This window comes from Pseudomonas sp. S3_A09 (genome assembly GCF_054668065.1).
The window spans coordinates 2910304-2927154 of record NZ_CP162752.1 but is presented as its reverse complement, the minus strand read 5'-3'; the positions used below and the strand labels follow the sequence as shown (position 1 = coordinate 2927154).

The 16851-nt window shown below is 59.8% G+C and carries 16 protein-coding genes and 1 tRNA gene; 9 read left to right on the top strand and 8 right to left on the bottom strand.

Annotation, left to right across the window (positions count from 1 at the left end; all coding sequences use genetic code 11):
- Position 1: 1 nt before the first annotated feature.
- The 4 genes from AB4N92_RS13780 to AB4N92_RS13765 form a co-directional block, all read right to left on the bottom strand.
- Positions 2 to 259, bottom strand: a complete 258-nt coding sequence (locus tag AB4N92_RS13780; protein ID WP_010213888.1) for a DUF2164 domain-containing protein — start codon at positions 257 to 259, stop codon at positions 2 to 4.
- A complete protein-coding gene (gene hisH / locus AB4N92_RS13775; RefSeq protein ID WP_106119054.1) occupies positions 260 to 898 on the bottom strand; it encodes an imidazole glycerol phosphate synthase subunit HisH in 639 nt (212 codons plus the stop codon).
- Positions 898 to 1491, bottom strand: a complete 594-nt coding sequence (hisB, locus tag AB4N92_RS13770) for an imidazoleglycerol-phosphate dehydratase HisB (protein WP_003218037.1) — start codon at positions 1489 to 1491, stop codon at positions 898 to 900. Before hisB ends, hisH begins: the two co-directional genes overlap by 1 nt.
- A gap of 231 nt (positions 1492 to 1722) precedes the next feature.
- On the bottom strand, positions 1723 to 3384 hold the full coding sequence (locus AB4N92_RS13765) for an OFA family MFS transporter (RefSeq protein WP_021492193.1): 1662 nt from the start codon (positions 3382 to 3384) through the stop codon (positions 1723 to 1725).
- 325 nt (positions 3385 to 3709) lie between these two features.
- Between AB4N92_RS13765 and AB4N92_RS13760 the strand changes: the two genes are divergently transcribed.
- The 4 genes from AB4N92_RS13760 (at position 3710) to AB4N92_RS13745 (ending at position 7432) form a co-directional block, all read left to right on the top strand.
- A complete protein-coding gene (locus AB4N92_RS13760) occupies positions 3710 to 5920 on the top strand; it encodes an AsmA family protein (protein WP_460130319.1) in 2211 nt (736 codons plus the stop codon).
- Positions 5917 to 6984, top strand: a complete 1068-nt coding sequence (gene mutY, locus AB4N92_RS13755; protein ID WP_010213893.1) for an A/G-specific adenine glycosylase — start codon at positions 5917 to 5919, stop codon at positions 6982 to 6984. The genes AB4N92_RS13760 and mutY overlap by 4 nt, the downstream gene beginning before the upstream one ends.
- The gene (locus AB4N92_RS13750; RefSeq protein WP_010213895.1) at positions 6981 to 7253 is read left to right on the top strand and encodes an oxidative damage protection protein; all 273 of its coding nucleotides are present in this window, start codon (positions 6981 to 6983) and stop codon (positions 7251 to 7253) included. Before mutY ends, AB4N92_RS13750 begins: the two co-directional genes overlap by 4 nt.
- Before the next feature lie 103 nt (positions 7254 to 7356).
- Positions 7357 to 7432, top strand: a tRNA-Phe gene (locus AB4N92_RS13745).
- Positions 7433 to 7573: 141 nt separating this feature from the next.
- Here the strand turns inward: AB4N92_RS13745 and AB4N92_RS13740 are convergent.
- The 3 genes from AB4N92_RS13740 to AB4N92_RS13730 form a co-directional block, all read right to left on the bottom strand.
- Positions 7574 to 8131 carry a hypothetical protein gene (locus tag AB4N92_RS13740; protein ID WP_010213896.1) on the bottom strand — a complete coding sequence of 186 codons (558 nt, stop codon included), beginning with the start codon at positions 8129 to 8131 and terminating at the stop codon, positions 7574 to 7576.
- Between the two features lie 119 nt (positions 8132 to 8250).
- Positions 8251 to 9843, bottom strand: coding sequence for an ArnT family glycosyltransferase (locus AB4N92_RS13735; protein WP_236267108.1), 1593 nt, complete (start codon positions 9841 to 9843; stop codon positions 8251 to 8253).
- An 87-nt stretch (positions 9844 to 9930) separates the two neighbouring features.
- A complete protein-coding gene (locus AB4N92_RS13730; protein ID WP_137205719.1) occupies positions 9931 to 10896 on the bottom strand; it encodes an arsenic resistance protein in 966 nt (321 codons plus the stop codon).
- Between the two features lie 175 nt (positions 10897 to 11071).
- Here AB4N92_RS13730 and AB4N92_RS13725 point away from each other — a divergent pair, with 175 nt between their 5' ends.
- Positions 11072 to 12016, top strand: a complete 945-nt coding sequence (locus AB4N92_RS13725; RefSeq protein ID WP_021492197.1) for an alpha/beta hydrolase family protein — start codon at positions 11072 to 11074, stop codon at positions 12014 to 12016.
- A 12-nt stretch (positions 12017 to 12028) separates the two neighbouring features.
- Entirely contained in the window at positions 12029 to 12442 is a 414-nt protein-coding gene (locus tag AB4N92_RS13720; RefSeq protein WP_042571326.1) for a hypothetical protein, read from the top strand.
- A 142-nt stretch (positions 12443 to 12584) separates the two neighbouring features.
- On the opposite strand, the gene gabP is transcribed toward AB4N92_RS13720, so the two are convergent.
- Positions 12585 to 13976, bottom strand: a complete 1392-nt coding sequence (gene gabP, locus AB4N92_RS13715) for a GABA permease (RefSeq protein ID WP_042571325.1) — start codon at positions 13974 to 13976, stop codon at positions 12585 to 12587.
- A gap of 554 nt (positions 13977 to 14530) precedes the next feature.
- On the opposite strand from gabP, the gene AB4N92_RS13710 reads away from it, so the two are divergent.
- The 3 genes from AB4N92_RS13710 (at position 14531) to AB4N92_RS13700 (ending at position 16840) form a co-directional block, all read left to right on the top strand.
- Positions 14531 to 15304 carry an ABC transporter ATP-binding protein gene (locus AB4N92_RS13710; RefSeq protein ID WP_010213906.1) on the top strand — a complete coding sequence of 258 codons (774 nt, stop codon included), beginning with the start codon at positions 14531 to 14533 and terminating at the stop codon, positions 15302 to 15304.
- A gap of 13 nt (positions 15305 to 15317) precedes the next feature.
- Entirely contained in the window at positions 15318 to 16070 is a 753-nt protein-coding gene (locus AB4N92_RS13705) for an ABC transporter substrate-binding protein (RefSeq protein WP_010213907.1), read from the top strand.
- Positions 16071 to 16144: 74 nt separating this feature from the next.
- Positions 16145 to 16840 carry an ABC transporter permease gene (locus AB4N92_RS13700; protein WP_010213911.1) on the top strand — a complete coding sequence of 232 codons (696 nt, stop codon included), beginning with the start codon at positions 16145 to 16147 and terminating at the stop codon, positions 16838 to 16840.
- Positions 16841 to 16851 lie beyond the last annotated feature (11 nt).

The following is a 16851-nucleotide window of genomic DNA, read 5'->3' as shown; positions in this document are numbered from 1 at the left end:
ATCAGGGTTTCTCAAGCGACCACAGGTCGCTTTCGATGCTTTCGAACCTTTCTTTAAGGAGCGTCTGCGTGTCGAAAATCGCCCTGTTGTAATAATGCGGAGCCACTTCAGTGGTGAACAGCTCAAGAATCTCGGCGACCTCGAACGAGCCCAATTTAAGCTCGAATCGGTCCTCCATGAAGCGCTTGATCTTGAGGGTAGCCTCACTCTCCTGTTCGGGCGTGAGGTTCAAGATCGGCTGCTTCGGCTTCCTGGCCATTTACCAGCGCCCGTCCCAGGCGGCGAAGTTCTGCAGCAATTGCAGGCCGTGGGTATGGCTCTTCTCCGGGTGGAACTGCACGGCAAAGCGCGAACCCTCGGCCAGCGCGGCGGCGAAATCGACGCCGTAGTGACCGCCACCCACCACCTGGCCCGGTTTACCGGCGGCGATGTAGTAGCTGTGCACGAAGTAGAAACGCGCCATGTCCGGCACGTCGTGCCAGAGCGGGTGATCCACGGGCTGGCGGACTTCGTTCCAGCCCATGTGCGGGACTTTCAGGTGTTCGCCGTCTTCGTGCAGGTCCTTGCCGAAGAACTTCACCTGGCCTGGGAACAGGCCGATGCAGTCGACGCCGTCGTTCTCCTCACTGCTGTCGAGCAAGGCTTGCATGCCCACGCAGATACCGAGAAACGGCCGATCCTGGCTGACTTCGCGCACCAGGCTGTCAAAGCCCAGGCGGCGGATTTCGGCCATGCAGTCGCGAATCGCACCGACGCCGGGAAACACCACCCGGTCGGCTTCGCGAATCACGTTGGCATCGCTGGTGATCAGCACCTTGCCGGCCCCTACGTGTTCGAGGGCCTTGGCCACCGAGTGCAGGTTACCCATGCCGTAATCGATAACCGCGACCGTCTGCATTACAAGACGCCCTTGGTCGATGGCATTTGCCCGGCCATGCGGTCATCCAGCTCGACGGCCATGCGCAGCGCGCGGCCGAAGGCCTTGAACACGGTTTCGATCTGGTGGTGGGTGTTGGTGCCGCGCAGGTTGTCGATGTGCAGGCTGACCAGTGCGTGGTTGACGAAACCCTGGAAGAATTCCTGGAACAGATCAACGTCAAAGCCGCCCACAGTGGCGCGGGTGTAGGGCACGTGCATCTGCAGGCCTGGGCGGCCAGAGAAGTCGATGACAACGCGCGACAGCGCTTCGTCGAGCGGGACGTAGGCGTGGCCGTAGCGACGGATGCCTTTTTTGTCGCCAATAGCCTTGGCAAACGCCTGGCCGAGGGTGATGCCAACGTCTTCCACCGTGTGGTGGTCATCGATATGCAGGTCGCCTTTGCTGACGATATCCAGGTCGATCAGCCCGTGACGGGCGATCTGGTCCAGCATGTGCTCAAGAAAAGGGACACCGATATCAAATCGGGCCTTTCCGGTGCCATCCAGGTTGATCGAGGCTTTGATCTGGGTTTCCAGAGTGTCGCGCTCGACGGACGCCTTACGTTCGGCCATCACCAACTCCGCAAAATCATTGGGCGAAAAAGGCAGCCATTATAGGGGCGCGGGCGCCAAACAGAAACATCGGAGGGGATAAGACTGATGGAGTGTCGGCGATAGACATGTGCATACAAGCAGGCGCTCCAGGATGGTGCGCCGACCCGATCGCTTCAGGCGGGTGAAGATAAAGTGCGGGAGCAGGCAAGCCCGGCTCCCATAGGAACCGGGCCCACCGTTATTGCGGTGTTAGTGGAACAGTACTGCGGTTTTCTGCAGGGTTACCCACACACCCCACGCCAACGGAATCCCCACTACCAGCCAGGCTGCAATCGCCAACGGCACAGTGCCAGGGGCGGCTTTCCACTCCAGCGAAGTGGTGGCATCGGCGCCTTTGTCGTGACCCAGCGCCTGTTCGGCGGCCAGTTCGGCGTCGGTCATGAAGTACTTGTCGGCCACCGGGCGTACCAGCAGGTTGCAGATGAAACCCAGCACCAGCAGGCCGGCCAGGATGTACAACGTGATGTCGTAGGCAGCGGCGCGTTCAACGCCGATGCTCAACTGATACTCACGCAGGTAGTTCACCAGCACCGGGCCCAGCACGCCAGCCGCCGCCCACGCAGTCAGCAGGCGACCGTGGATCGCACCGACCATTTGCGTACCGAACAGGTCGGCCAGGTAGGCCGGAACGGTCGCAAAACCACCGCCGTACATCGACAGGATGATGCAGAACGCGGCGACGAACAGCGCCACGTTGCCCAGGTGACCCAGGTTCGGGATCAACGCGTACAGGGCAAAGCCCAGGGCGAAGAACACGAAGTAGGTATTTTTACGGCCCAGATAGTCGGAGAACGACGCCCAGAAGAACCGGCCACCGATGTTGAACAGGCTCAACAGACCGGTGAAACCTGCCGCGATCGCCGCGATGGAAGCCAGTTGACCGGCATCCAGTTGGCCAAACGGCACATCCACACCCAGCAGCTTGCCGCCGAACACTTCCTGCAGCAGTGGCGAAGCCATGCCGAGGATGCCGATACCGGCAGAGACGTTCAGGCACAGTACCAGCCACACCAGGCGGAATTGCGGGGTTTTCCACGCCACGTTCACGTGCACGTGACGGTGAGTGATCATCGCGTTGCTGGCTTTTTTCGCCGGCGCGGTCCAGCCCTCAGGCTTCCAGCCGGTCGGCGGAACGCGGTAGGACAAGGCGCCGCCGATCATGAACACGAAGTAGATCGCGGCCATTACCAGGAAGCTCTGCCATACGCCCACACTGTCGGGCGTTGCGAAGTGGCCCATCAATGCTGCTGCCAGCGGAGCACCCACCATCGCACCGCCACCGAAGCCCATGATCGCCATGCCGGTCGCCATGCCGCGCTTGTCCGGGAACCACTTGATCAGGGTCGACACGGGCGAGATATAGCCCAGGCCCAGGCCAATACCACCAATGACCCCGGAGCCGATCCACATCAGCCAGATCTGGTGGGTGTAGATACCCAACGCCGAGATCAGCAGGCCACCGCACCAGCACAATGCCGATACAACACCGGCCTTACGTGGCCCGGCATGTTCCAGCCAGCCGCCCCAGATCGCTGCCGAGCAGCCCAGGAAGATGAAGAACAGGGTATAGATCCAGCCCAGCATCGAGATGGGCCAGTCGCATTGCGACGAGAAGACTTGGGCGATGAAACTCATGTCCGGCGCACAGGCGACCGGCTTGGTGATACCCAGCGCCTTGGACAGTGGCAGCCAGAACACCGAGAAGCCGTAGGCCATGCCGATGCACAGGTGGATGGCCAGGGCGGCCGGTGGAACCAGCCAGCGGTTGAAGCCGGGCTTGGCGATGATGCGTTCCTTGGACAGGAACGCAGGCTGTGCGGCAGTTGAACCTGCCGCAGTGCTTGTGCTCATTGGTGTTTCCCCCAGTTGTTAGTATGTGTTCGTCAGGCGCTCTCTCCCTCGGCCTTGCACGCAAAGCGTGGCCGTTTTGTTGAGTGAAGCTCCCTTTTAGGCGCGACGTTAAGCCGCAGAAGGCGGACGAACTCGCAGAGATTAGCATCTGTGGATGACAGAAAAACCAAACTGATATCACCTTTTTCAGGAAATCTGTTTTGTTTGACGCCAAAAACCCGTTTCCCCGGCCCTGGATACAATGTAACGATCGTGGCACTGACGCAGGCCGTCGGGCGTTATACTCTGCGGCTAAATTTTGAAATCGACATACAAGGACTCGCCCATGAAAGCGTTCGGCAAAATCCTGGGTCTGGTACTTCTCGGGCTGTTGCTGATCATTGTGGCTCTAGGCTTTGCCCTGACCCATCTCTTCGATCCCAACGACTATAAAGACGAGATTCGCCAGATTGCCCGCGACAAGGCCCACATCGAGCTGACGCTCAATGGCGATATCGGCTGGAGCCTATTCCCCTGGCTCGGGCTTGAACTGCACGAAGCCAGCGTGGCGACACTGACCGCGCCGACCCAGCCGTTCGCCGACCTGCAGATGCTTGGCCTGTCGGTGCGCGTGCTGCCGCTGCTGCGCCGCGAAGTGCAGATGAGCGATGTACGCGTCGAAGGCCTCAACCTGCGCCTCAACCGTGACAAACAAGGCCACGGCAACTGGGAAGACATCGGCAAGAACGTGACCGAGGCGACCGTCGGCAGCCCAGGCTCGGTTGAGCAGCCTGCCGAGACCGAACCGGAAAAGCCCTCGAAGCCCATCCGCCTGGACATCGACAGCCTGACGATCAACAACGCGCGCGTCGAATACAACGACGAGCAGACCGGCAAGCAGTTCAGCGCCGAAAGCATCCAACTGAGCGCCGGTGCCGTGCACGAAGGCGCCAGCATCCCGGTGAAACTCACTGCCTTCTTCGGCAGCAACCAGCCGGTGATGCGCGTCAAGACCGAGCTCAACGGCAACCTGCGTATCCAGCGTGCGCTCAAGCGCTATCAGTTTGAAGACATGAAGATCACCGGCGAAGCCACGGGCGAGCCGCTGCAAGGCAAGACCGTGACGTTCTCGACCCAGGGCCAATTGCTGGTGGATCAGGCGGCCAATATCGCCGAATGGACCAACGTGAAGCTCTCGGCCAACCAGTTACGCGCCTTGGGCGAGCTGAAGGTCAACGACCTGGACAAGACTCCGCAGTTGAGCGGCGCGCTGTCCATCGCCCAGTTTGACCTGGCCAAATTCCTCGACGGCGTCGGCCACCCGCTGCCGCCCATGGCCGAGGGCAGCCTGAGCAAAGTCGAACTGGTCAGCCGTCTCAAGGGCACGCCGACCAGCCTGGCCCTGGAAGACCTGAACCTGAAACTCGACGGCAGCACCTTCACCGGTCGCCTCGCCGTGGAAGACTTTGCCAAGCAATCCCTGCGCGTCCAACTCAAAAGCGATACCTTCAACGCCGACAATTACCTGCCGGCCAAGTCTGAATCCGCCAAAGGCGCAGCCGCAGCCCGCCAGGCCGAAGTGCAGAACAGCGAAGCCGGTGCCATGGCTGCCGGCGGCACCACGCCACTGCCCGACGCGCCGACCAAAGGTGCCTGGAGCACCGACAAACTGTTGCCGCTGACACGCCTGCGCACGCTGGATGTGAACGCCGACCTGGCCTTCGGCCAACTGACCCTGAGCAAGCTGCCCATCCAGAATGCGGTGCTCAAGGCGTCCGGCGTCGATGGCCAGCTCAAGCTCGACACCCTGAGCGGCGGTCTCTACAACGGCTCGTTCCAGGCCAATGGCACGCTCGACGTGCGCCAGGACATCCCGGTACTCGCGCTGCAAAGCCACATCAAGCAAGTGCCGGTCGAACGCATCCTGCAAGCTCAGGGGCAAAACCCGCCGGTGAAGGGCCAAGTCACCCTCGACAGCAACCTCACGGGCCGCGGCAATAGCCAGAAAGCCCTGATCGACAGCCTCAACGGCACCGCCAGCTTTGTGATCAACAACGGCGTATTGCTCAACGCCAACCTTGAACAGCAGCTGTGCACCGGTATCGCCTTGCTCAACCGCAAGACCTTGAGCAGCACACCACAAGGCAAGGACACGCCATTCCAGGAATTGAAGGGCAACCTGACCTTCCGTAACGGCGTGGCCAGCAACCCCGACCTGAAAGTGCGCATCCCGGGCCTGACCGTCAACGGCAATGGCGACGTCGACCTGCGCGTGCTGGGCATGGACTACCGCGTCGGTATCATCGTCGAAGGCGACCAGCGTGAAACGCCGGATCCCGCCTGCCAGGTGGGCTCGAACTTCCAGGGCATCGAAGTGCCGTTGCGCTGCCGTGGCCCGCTGGAACTCGGCGCCAAGGCCTGCCGCCTGGACAAGGACGGCCTGGGCCAGGTCGCCATCAAGGCCGCCGGCAACCGCCTGAACGAGAAGCTGGAAGAGAAGCTCGACAAGGTTAATCCGCAGCTCAAAGATGCTTTGAAAGGCCTGTTCAAACGATGAGAGACGAGCAGTTTTCAACGGCGGTGCTTGACTGGTACGACCGCCACGGTCGCCATGACCTGCCCTGGCAACAGGGCATCACGCCTTACCGGGTGTGGGTCTCGGAGATCATGCTGCAACAGACCCAGGTGAGCACCGTGCTCAATTACTTCGACCGTTTCATGGCTTCGCTGCCAACGGTCGAGGCCCTGGCCGCGGCACCGGAAGATGAAGTACTGCATTTGTGGACCGGCCTGGGTTACTACACCCGCGCGCGCAACCTGCAGAAGACCGCAAAGATTGTCGTGGCCGAGTACGGCGGCGAGTTTCCCAAGGATGTCGAGAAGCTCACCGAGCTGCCCGGCATCGGCTTGTCCACCGCTGGCGCGATCGCCAGCCTGAGCATGGGCCTGCGCGCGCCGATCCTCGACGGCAACGTCAAGCGCGTGCTGGCGCGCTTTACCGCGCAAGAGGGCTACCCAGGCGAGCCCAAGGTGGCCAAGCAGTTGTGGGCCACCGCAGAACGCTTCACGCCCCATGACCGTGTCAACGCCTACACCCAGGCGATGATGGACATGGGCGCCACGCTTTGCACCCGCAGTAAACCCAGCTGCCTGCTGTGCCCACTGGAAAAAGGCTGCGAAGCCCACATGCTCGGCCTGGAGACACGTTATCCAATCCCCAAGCCACGCAAGACCATCCCGCAAAAGCGCACGCTGATGCCGCTGCTGGCCAATGCCGAGGGCGCAATCCTGCTTTACCGCCGCCCTTCGACGGGCCTGTGGGGCGGTCTCTGGAGTCTGCCGGAGCTGGATGACCTGCAAGACCTGGAACACCTGGCCAACCAGCACGCGCTGGCGCTGGGCAAGCACCAGGAACTGCCGGGGCTGATCCACACCTTCAGCCACTTCCAGCTCGCCATCGAACCCTGGCTGGTCCAGGTCGAGGAATCCGCCCATCACGTGGCCGAGGCCGACTGGCTCTGGTATAACCTCGCCACCCCGCCGCGCCTGGGCCTTGCCGCCCCGGTAAAAAAACTGCTGAAACGCGCGGCCGACGTATTGAATGCAGGAGTTTCGTCATGACCCGCACCATCATGTGCCGCAAGTACAAAGAAGAACTGCCAGGCCTCGAACGCCCTCCTTACCCGGGCGCCAAAGGCCAGGACATTTTCGAGCACGTCTCGGCCAAGGCCTGGGGCGACTGGCTGAAACACCAGACCCTGCTGATCAACGAAAAGCGCCTGAACATGATGAACGCCGAAGACCGTAAATACCTGGCGGGCGAAATGGACAAGTTCTTTTCCGGCGAGGATTACGCCAAGGCCGACGGCTACGTGCCACCTGCTCAATAATTGATCAAAAACCGGGGTCTGCACGTAAGCGACGGTAATAATTAAATATTTTTTGAAAACTTGCTTGACGACCCCCTGAAAAACCCGTTTAATGCGCCCCGTTGCCCAGATAGCTCAGTCGGTAGAGCAGGGGATTGAAAATCCCCGTGTCGGCGGTTCGATTCCGTCTCTGGGCACCAAAATACCGAAACCCCTGATTCCGAAAGGTCTCAGGGGTTTTTTCGTTTACGGCCCTCGCCACCCTTCAAAATACAAATCTTATAGACGCTTTTCCGGCAAGCACCGCCGGCGAATCGATCGGTGCTGTGCGTTCAACGGCATTACGGCCGATACAGCGGGAACGCCTCTATCAGCGGCACTATTTCCCGGCCTGCTTCTATTGCGCTTTGCGAGGGCTCGTTCGGTCTTGGAATGTTCCTGGCAAAGTGAAAGATGATGGTCTGCCCGGTAGTGCCATCCCTGTAATACTTGAAATAACTGATTTCCGAGAATTGCCCGTCTTTACGCAATGAGGTGGGATAAAACATCATCGAATAATCGATTCCGGTTTTATTGTCGGTCAGCAGGATCGCAGGCATGTTCGGGTTTTCTTGCTGGTGAAGCTGGATGGCGCGCTTGGCGAGGTCGAGGGGTTTGAAGCGGTTCATCTCCCGAGGCACGACGGTGAAGTCCAGCATTTCATTCCAGGCATCGATGCTTTCCTCTGCCGGGAAATACTCCCACAAGCCCGGTTTCTGAAATTTGAGAACGAACGTTTTACCACCGAACACCACGGTTTTGGTGTCGGCAATCGACGGGCTAGACATGTCGGACGTGAGCGGCGTGGTGCAGCCGTACAGCAGGGCGACGGTGGATAACACAAGCAATAGGGCTTTCATTTCAATCCTTGAAAAAGTGCGTCAGTGTATTTTGCGCAGGTCACAGTAGCCGAACGCATCACTGAATACTGTCTTTATCGGGACCGAAGATGAAGTGACAGTACGCAACCCACCGCCTTTCAGTTGAGCAAAAACACCATCAATGGATTGTCATTCAACCGCCCACTGAATACCGCATGCTGATGCTCCAGCGCCGTCCCTTTGAGCAATGCCGTTTCCTTGCGCGCCACAATCACCCACGCAGGCCGGGGCACGCCCTCTAGCTGATCAAGCTCTGCCCTGCCGATAAATACCGGCTGCTCATCGTGATTCAGGTTCATCATGTAGCGCACCGCCCAAGTGTCCCGGCCCAGGTTGATAAACACCAGCGGCCCAGGCGCCGTGGCACGCATCGCTTCGACCTGACCCACAAACTTACGGGTATCGAATTGCAGGTCCTTGGCCGGCTCCACTACCGTCACCAATAGCAACCATTGCGCCATCAATGCGATCAGGCTGAGCCACACCAACCGCCCCACTCGCCGCCAGGCGATCAGCGCTGCGACTTGCAACACCGCCAACACGCCAATCAGCAACGGCAGCGAAACGTCGGGCCAGTAACCCTGCTTTTGCCACCCATGCCGACAGACAAAGACTACAACCACGCACAACGCCGGCAGCGCCACGATCAGCCCTTCGTAGCATCGGCGCACGCCCGAGAGCCAACCTGGCGCCTGAAGCAACCCATAGGCCGCGACAGCCGCAAACATCGGCACCATGGGCAGGACGTAATACGCACGCTTGAAGTGCGGCACCGACAGCCCGAGCAAGATCATCAAGCCGCAGGCGCCGAGTCGTGCCACCCATTGCAGGTCACCTTCGAACCGCTCGGACCAGCGATGACGCAGCGCAATCATTGTGGCCAGCGCCAATGGCACCACCGGGAAATAGCGGTACAGGCTCAATTGGAAGTAGAAATAGAACGGCTCGCCGGTTTCATCGAGACGGCCGCCTACCTGCATCCTGAAGACCTCGTCGGCAAAGGCGTCGCCCCCACTGATGCGCGCCAACTTCATCAGCAACCACCAACAGATTGCCAGCAGCACTAGGCCAAAAGCGCCGTGAATCAGCACCTGTTTCACACGCTCCCCAGGCTTGCCCAACGCCCAGTACACACAGACCACGCCACAGACTTCGATCAACCCCAGCGGCCCGCGTATCGCAAAGCCCAGGATGAACAACGGAAACACCGCAAGCCGCCTCCAACGCCCGCCACTGTGCAACAGATAAAAACTTCCTACACACAACAACGCCACCATCTGATCCAGGCAGACCGAGCGGGATTTTTCGAGCAGTTGAGTGGTAAGCAGGGTCAACAGCACAGTGAGCAGCGCCCACTGGCGATTCGCCGGGACCAGCAACCGATAAATCAAGGTAACCACGCCCGCGGAAGCCAGGGCGGTGGGCAGCACATTGGCCAGATGGTTGGGCGCGCCAAAGAGTCGGGCAACCACAAAGCTGAGGAAAGTCGCGGTGCCTGGGTAATCCGCGTAGGGCTGGCCGTAGGTGGTCGGGAAAAGGCTCGCGCCATGGCGAAACATTTCTTGCAGGAACAGCGCCCAGCGTCCGTCAAATCCCTGGGGCTGCTGATCCCAGATACCCAGGGTAAAAAGCAGCATTGCAAACAGGAAGATGCCTAGGGACTCCAGGCGAAAACGGTTGCGGTGATCCATCGGTTGACCTGTCAGGTAAGGGGCGCCGACTTATGGTGCCGACTGCCCTGCTGAATAGCGCCTGAACGGACCTGAACATTCCCGTTTTTACCGACCCGCGGGCCACACCCATTTCGGAATCAGTCGTACATAAATCAACTCGCCCACCAATTCGACCAAGGTTTGCAGGATCACGGCCGTCGCTGCCAACCCACGCACGTCCTCCGGCAGCGCCAGCGCCAAGGGCAACACCACCAGCGAATTGCGCGTCGACGCGCTGAACGTCACCGCCCTGGCCGTCACCGCAGGCAGCGCAAACAGCCTCGATGCCAGCGCACCCATCAATGGCGCCAGCAACAGGAAACCGATGTACACCGGGATCACCGGCAGCAGCAGGTTGATATCCCGCACCACCGAGATGATTTGCGAGCCGATCACTACAAACAGCACCAGCGCCATCGCCGGCACCGGCATCCACGCCCAGGCGACGTTCCAAGCACTGACGAGCGATGATTGCCGTGCCAGAGAAGTCGTGAGTACGGCCAGAACCATCGGCACCACGATCAGCAGGAAGAACGCCTCGATAAACGGACCCACCTCCACCACCACGGCGGACTGTGTCCCGAGCATCACGCTCAAATAGATCGGCAACAGCGCCAACTGAAGCAACAACAACACCGGCGTCGCCGCCAGCATCAGCCGTGAATCGCCCTTGCCGATATGGGTAAACACCACCACGTAGTCGATGCACGGGGTCAGTAATACCAGCAACGCCCCAACCAGCAGAGCCGGGCGTCCTGCCAGGCTTTGAGTCAATGCCCATACCAGTAACGGAATGAGGATGAAGTTGGCGAGCAGCAATGCCGACAAAAAGCGTTTGTTGCTCAGGCTTTGGCGCACGTCCAGAAAGGGGATTTGCAGGAACATTGCGTACATCAGCACCGCGATGGCAGGGGTGACAAACGCGTTGAGGCCCTGGGCGAATGAGGGTGCGAACAGACCGAAGCCGACCGCCAGCAGAACGGCTGCGAAGTAGACCGGAATTTGGTTGTGTTCGAGGACGTCGCGAGTCATGAGGCTGGCCCAGATAGATCGAAAGGCCGTCAGCCTAAGCATCTGGAGGGGGAAAGGTCGAGCACCCCGACAATCTTCGCAATCACAATGCCCGAAATTTGTTAAGTTCGGCGTCTTATAAAAAAGCGCGTGAGCCAGCATGCCCTTACCCAAGGCGCAAGGACCCGACAGTCCCATGAACCGCCCAACCCGCCCCACTCCGGAAGCTTTCCAGGAACCTGCCGCCGACGGCTACGTCCTGGGCGGCTTCACCTGGCACCACCCGCGCACCGACCTTGAGCGCCCGGTCGTCATCATCAACGCCGCCACCTCCGTCCGCTGCCGCCACTACGCGCGCTTTGCCGACTACCTGTTCGCCAACGGCGTTGACGTCATCACCTACGACTACCGTGGCATCGGCGAATCCCGCAATGGCTCATTGCGTGGCTTCAAGGCCTCATGGTCGGATTGGGGCGCGCTGGATTTCGAGGCAATGCTGAAGCGCGCGCAACGGGAGTTTCCGGGACAGCCGATTGATGTCGTCGGCCATAGCTTCGGTGGCTGCGCGGCAGGGCTCGGGGCATCGGGTGCGGTCATTCGGCGAATGGTGACCGTAGGCGCGCAGTTTGCGTACTGGCGCGATTACGCGGCGGACGTGCGCTGGCGAATGTTCGCCAAGTGGCATGTGGTGATGCCGTTATTGACCAAGCTGTGCGGGCACTTTCCCGGCAAGCGCCTGGGCTGGCTGGAAGACACTCCAGCGGGCGTGGTGCGGGACTGGAGCACCCCGACGCCCAGGTACGAAACACGCCCCAGCGGACGAGCCTTGGGTAAGTTGCCATTCAGTCGTGTGAAGGCGCAGATACTGGCTATCAGTATCACCGACGACCCCTTCGGAACAGTAGCTGCCATCGAGCGACTATTGGATTACTTCGACAGCAGTGCGCGCACTCATCTGCGGATCGCGCCTGAAGACATAGGCGAAAAGGAAGTCGGACATTTCGCATTTTTTCGCAGCGAGTATCAGGATCGGCTGTGGCCGATTGCATTGGCGTGGCTTCAAACCGGCCAATTGGCTGCAGATACCCTTGGGATTTCCCTCAACCTGCGCTTCAATACCCCATCCCGATCCGAAACCTAGGACGCTGAGCCCATGGCCTCGCCGAACAAGCAACAAAAACGTGCCCACCGGGCAAAGGCCAAGGCCAAGCAGAACCGTACCCAGCGTGCCGTAGCGACCAAGCCGGACGCATTTGCCGGCGACGACAGTCGCATTGACCTTGAGTCAGTGGATTTGACCGAGCTGTTCGTAGAGATGCGCACCGCTGGCGAAACCAGCCAACAGGCCTTGTGCGCCGTGTTCTTGGCCCACCCGTTGCTGGCACTGGTGCTGGAACAGGAAGGCGAAGAAGAAGCCACCGATTTTATCCTGGCGGCGCTGATCGAGTATCGGCAGTGGGCTACAGATACCGATGATGAAGCCGCGGCCCTGGCGTGGATCGAGTCGCCGCAGTTCCAGGCGGATTACGTCGCGGCGTCCCAAGCGCTGACCAACTCCCAGGACTGATACAAAACCAAATGTGGGAGCGGGCTTGCTCGCGAATTCGGTGTTTCAGTCGCCAGAAATAGTGACTGATCTACCACTTTCGCGAGCAAGCCCGCTCCCACATTTTTAATGCCGGCGCCCTCAAGCACCGGCTTATATCACATCAGTTAAGTGCCGCAGCACCTACCCTCTGTGTCTTGCGACGGCTCGACACAAACAGCCCCGCCGCCACCACCAGCAAGCTCAGCACCCCAGTCGCAATGATCTCGATACGGTGCGCTTCCTGGAACAGCATGATGGTCAGCGTACCCACGATGAACACCATCACCGCGTAGGTCAGGCCTGGGAACAGCCACATCTTGAAGACAATCTTCTCGCCCGCCGCCGTGCGTTTCTGGCGCATGCGCAGTTGCGACACGGCGATCACCAGGTACACCAGCAGCGCAATGGCGCCGGAGCTGGCCAGCAGGAATTCGAACACTGCCGCCGGGGCCACGTAGTTGGCGAATACCGCCAGGAATGCCGCGCCAGTCGACAACAGCACAGCCCAGTAAGGCGTGCCGCTCTTGTTGGTGCGCTTGGCCACCGCTGGCGCATCACCGCGACGACCCAGGGAGAACAGCATGCGCGAAGCGGTGTACAGCGCCGAGTTCAAGCAGCTGGTCACGGCAACCAATACCACCAGGTCGACGATCAGCTTGGCGTTCGGGATGCCCATGCGTTCCAGCACGGTCTGGTAGGAACCTACGGCTGCCAGGGTCGGATCGTTCCACGGCACCAGGGACACCACGATGAAGATCGACAACAGGTAGAACAAACCAATCCGCCAGATCACCGAGTTGGTTGCCTTGGTAATTTGCTGGCCTGGGTTCTTCGACTCAGCGGCGGCGATGGTGACAATCTCAGTGCCCATGAACGAAAACATGGTGGTCAGGATTGCAGCCAACACAGCGCCCATGCCGTTGGGCATGAAGCCTTGGGTGTCGAACAGGTGGGAAACACCGCTGACCTGGCTGGTCGGCAGGAACCCGAAAATAGCGGCCAGGCCGAGGATCACGAAGCCCACGATCGCCACGACCTTGATCAACGCAAACCAGAACTCGAACTCGCCGTAGTTCTTCACGCTGAACAGGTTGGTTGCTGTCAGCAGCAGAGTGATGACCAGGGTAAAGACCCAGATCGCAATATCAGGGAACCAGGCATGAAGGATGGTCGCGGCAGCGTTGGCTTCCAACGGAATCACCAACACCCAGAACCACCAGTACAACCAGCCAATGGTGAAACCGGCCCAGTGGCCGATCGCCCGGTCAGCGTAGGTGGAGAACGAACCGGTGTCCGGCGACGCCACGGCCATTTCGGCCAGCATTCGCATCACCAACACCACCAGCGTCCCCGCAGCGGCATACGCCAACAGTACGGCCGGGCCGGCGGCAGCAATCGCGTGGCCGGAGCCGACAAACAAACCGGCACCGATAACGCCGGCAATCGACAGCATGGTGACGTGACGCGGTTTGAGCCCCTGTTCGAGGTCATTGGAGCTTTGCGTACTACTCATTGACACACCTTTACGAGGAATTGCGAAAACGGTCGGCCCGGCTCGGAATCTTTGTCGTGAAAAGAAACCAACAGGGCGTTCTTTATTTTTTACGCAAGATTTGCGCCAAAATGTTACAGCGCCGCGATTGACGCGGGCTGTAGGAAGTTTCAACACGCCTCGCAAGTCATTGAGAACAATGGCATTCCGCTATAGCGTTACCGTGCGACTCACATTCAAGACGAATAAACGCACCATAAACACACACAAAAAGTACGTGACGCCCCACAAAAGGGCTGATATGCACCGTTTGCCCGGTTAACCCTTCCAACACCCGACCAAAGCTGGCACCATCGCGCCCTTTTTTACGCGAAGCCTGCAGTTTTTCAGGTTCAAACGGATGTTCGGTTGTTGATGGCGCGACACGCTGCTGTGCCGATGCGACACCCTGCCGCACACCACCTGTTTACCGCCGGCCACGCTGTTGGCTGCCATCAAGACGCTATGCTAGCTTGGCGCCTCGCCAGGAAGGCGGCCCAACAGCAGGATTGCAATGAACACAATGAGGACCCCACATGGCCGAGGCCACGCCCGCGCTTGAAATCCGCAACTTGCATAAACGCTATGGTGAGCTGGAGGTACTCAAAGGTATCTCGCTGACCGCTCGCGACGGCGATGTGATCTCGATCCTGGGTTCCTCCGGTTCCGGCAAGTCCACCTTCCTGCGCTGCATCAACCTGCTGGAAAACCCGCACCAGGGCCAGATCCTGGTGGCCGGTGAAGAACTCAAGCTCAAGGCCGCGAAAAACGGCGAATTGATGGCCGCCGACGGCAAGCAGATCAACCGCCTGCGCAGCGAAATCGGTTTTGTGTTTCAAAACTTTAACCTGTGGCCGCACATGAGCATCCTCGACAACATCATCGAGGCCCCTCGCCGTGTGCTCGGCCAAAGCAAAGCCGAAGCCATCGAAGTCGCCGAAGCCCTGCTGGCCAAGGTCGGCATTGCCGACAAACGCCACGCGTACCCCGCGCAACTGTCCGGCGGCCAGCAGCAACGGGCGGCCATTGCGCGCACTCTGGCGATGCAGCCTAAAGTCATCCTGTTCGATGAGCCCACTTCGGCGCTTGACCCGGAAATGGTTCAGGAAGTACTTAATGTGATCCGCGCACTGGCCGAAGAAGGCCGCACCATGCTGCTGGTCACCCATGAAATGGGCTTCGCCCGTCAGGTGTCCAGTGAAGTGGTGTTCCTGCACCAGGGCCTGGTCGAAGAGCAAGGATCGCCACAGCAGGTGTTTGAAAACCCGCTTTCGGCGCGCTGCAAACAATTCATGTCCAGCAACCGCTAACGGAGCAACATGCATGCAGAACTATAAAAAATTCCTTCTGGCTGCGGCCGTCTCGATGGCGTTCAGCGCCACGGCCATGGCAGAAACCTTGAAAATGGGGATCGAAGCGGCCTACCCGCCGTTTAATAATAAAGACGCCAGCGGCAACGTCGTGGGCTTCGACAAAGACATCGGCGACGCCCTGTGCGCCAAGATGAAAGTCGAGAAGTGCGAAGTGTATGTGTCAGATTGGGACGGCATCATCCCGGCCCTGAACGCCAAGAAGTTCGACTTCCTGGTGTCCTCGCTGTCGATCACCGAGGAGCGCAAGGCGGCCGTCGACTTCACCGACCCGTACTACTCCAACAAGCTGCAGTTCATCGCGCCTAAAGCCACCGCCGACTTCAAGACCGACGCCGCTTACCTCAAAGGCAAAGTGATCGGTGCACAACGCGCCACGTTGGCCGGTACTTACCTGGAAGACAAGCTGCCGGATACCGAAGCCAAGCTGTACGACACCCAGGAAAACGCCTACCTCGACCTGACCTCCGGTCGCCTGGACGGCATCCTGGCTGACAAGTACGTGCAGTACGAATGGCTCAAGAGCAAAGACGGTTCGGCCTACGAGTTCAAAGGCGACCCGGTGGTAGAAAGCGACAAGATCGGTATCGCCGTACGCAAGGGCGACCCACTGCGCGAGCGCCTGAACAAAGCCCTGGCAGAGATCAAGGCAGACGGCACCTACAAGAAGATCAACGACAAGTACTTCCCTTTCAGCATCGAATGATCTGAACGGTATGCCCGGCGCGCTCAGTTGAGCGCGTCGGCTTTTTGCAATGCCTGCCGCGATATGAAAACACCATGAATTTCGATCTCTACGGATTCGGCCCGGCGCTCGCCGCTGGCGCGCTGATGACCGTCAAACTGGCGCTCACGGCCTTGTGCCTGGGGCTGGTGCTAGGCCTTGCCGGCGCCTTGGCCAAGACTTCGCCGTACAAGCCGCTGCAATGGCTTGGCGGCGCTTACTCGACCATTGTTCGCGGTATTCCAGAGCTGTTGTGGGTGCTGCTGATTTACTTCGGCACGGTCAACCTGATGCGTGCCCTCGGGGAGTTCTTTGGCAACCCCGACCTTTCCCTCAGTGCCTTTGCCGCCGGGGTGATCGCCCTGGGCCTGTGCTTTGGTGCCTACGCAACGGAAGTGTTCCGTGGCGCGATCCTCGCCATTCCCAAAGGCCACCGTGAAGCCGGTATCGCCTTGGGGCTGTCGAAGTTCCGGATCTTCACTCGGCTGATCATGCCGCAGATGTGGCGCATCGCCCTACCGGGCCTTGGCAACCTGTTCATGATCCTGATGAAAGACACCGCGCTGGTATCGGTGATCGGCCTGGAAGAAATCATGCGCCATGCGCAGATCGGCGTGACCGTCACCAAGCAGCCATTCACCTTCTTCATGGTCGCCGCCTTCATGTACCTGGGCCTGACCGTGCTGGCCATGACCGGCATGCACTTCCTGGAAAAACGCGCCGCCCGCGGCTTTGCAAGGAGCACCCAATGAGCGGCGACTAC